The organism is Bartonella sp. SD1336NMGDW (assembly GCF_042193565.1).
Taxonomy (GTDB): domain Bacteria; phylum Pseudomonadota; class Alphaproteobacteria; order Rhizobiales; family Rhizobiaceae; genus Bartonella; species Bartonella grahamii.
Map to the genome: position 1 here is coordinate 1 of NZ_JBHILW010000065.1, position 1,351 is coordinate 1,351.

General features: G+C 34.9%; 2 protein-coding genes and 1 pseudogene. All 3 read right to left on the reverse strand.

Annotated features, from left to right (window positions below; translation table 11 throughout):
• Positions 1–197: pseudogene (locus ACFIKH_RS09090) on the reverse strand (trwi protein); the annotation flags it as partial.
• Positions 198–380: 183 nt separating this feature from the next.
• Positions 381–1,229: a type IV secretion system protein gene (locus ACFIKH_RS09095; RefSeq protein WP_375671530.1), complete on the reverse strand. Its 849-nt coding sequence runs from the start codon at positions 1,227–1,229 to the stop codon at positions 381–383.
• The coding region (locus tag ACFIKH_RS09100) for a TrwH protein (RefSeq protein WP_375627586.1) at positions 1,226–1,351 on the reverse strand (126 nt) is incomplete at its 5' end. The genes ACFIKH_RS09095 and ACFIKH_RS09100, both read right to left, overlap by 4 nt.

The window sequence follows — 1,351 nt, forward strand, 5'->3', positions numbered from 1 at the left end:
CGATTTACAAATCCGGAGAGAGGCATATCTATAGCGCCCCGAATGATGAGCCATCCATAGATGATGAAAGCGATTGTTACACCGATTGATACAAAGGGTGTAATTGTAGCTATTGTTTTTGAGGAAATATCCGTGACATATGTTTTTGTTATCTGATCAATTTTAGTGAAAAGTTGCGTGAACACTGTAAAGTCCATGGAATTCCTCTTTAACGAATTTTCAACTTTTTATCACCTTGAAACATAGATATATGCTAAACACTTCATTTTCATTTATACATTACCTAAGTGTTTTCATTACGATATCTTGGCTTTGATAAAATCTCTGTGCCTCTTTGAATTGTTCGGATAGTACTGAACCTTCTACAGTGGCTTTTGTTTTTATCGTATGGTAGGCATCCCTTTTGTTTCATGGTTAAAAATTTTCATATCAAGTTCGCGTCTTTTCCTTTTGATAAGTGATTGCTCAGCCTTACGTAAATGCGTTATCATTTGTATCGTTATAGATTCATTTTGGATCATGGCTAATGAACTATCGATATGTGCTTGAAGATCTGCAATATCTTTCAGGTTTTCTTTTTTTTGAATTTCATCTAATAGATGTTGGAGGTATTTAAAACGATTTTCTACGTTTTCAAAAGTTTCTAAACTTACAGCTTTATCTTGTATCGATGCAAATTGTAAACGCTCCGAAATAGCTTTGCCCATTTGATCAAAAGTCCCAGAAATTTTGTTTTCTTCCTCTAATACCTTTTGATATGATTCCCTTGAAAGCTTATCACGCTTATAGAGCGATTCTGGTTCTTTGAGAAAAAAACTAGAAAAGTCAATTGTTTTAGATCCAGTTTTCTGATTCTTTGTTATAGCTTGATAGGCTTTTTCTATTTGTGAAACTTGTTTTTTTTTCAACTCAAGCTGTTTTTTTAAGAGCTCAATAATTTCCTCTTTTTTTAATATCTGAAGGATTTCCGAATATTCTGCTGATAGAGCAGGTTGTGGCGGTGGAGCAGGTTGTGGCGGTGGAGCAGATGATAGTAAACATTTTTCTAGGATTCCAGAGCTGTCTCTTCCATACACTCGCTTTTCAAACTCTGCACGTCCCACTTCTAGAACATTGCATAAACTTGATGGATCTGCGTCTACACGTACTTTAGAATAATCCACTGCATGTGCCAAATTTATCATTGCCAAAAGGGTAACCATTCCTGTTATAATAAATCGCTTTTTCATATATTTGCTCGCTTGATTTCGGCAGGGATTGTTTTATTAATAGGTACACGGTTCCTATCATTGGGCTGTTTTAGCTTTGGTGCTAATGCACAAGCTGATAAAATGTTTGCAATCAAAATTAT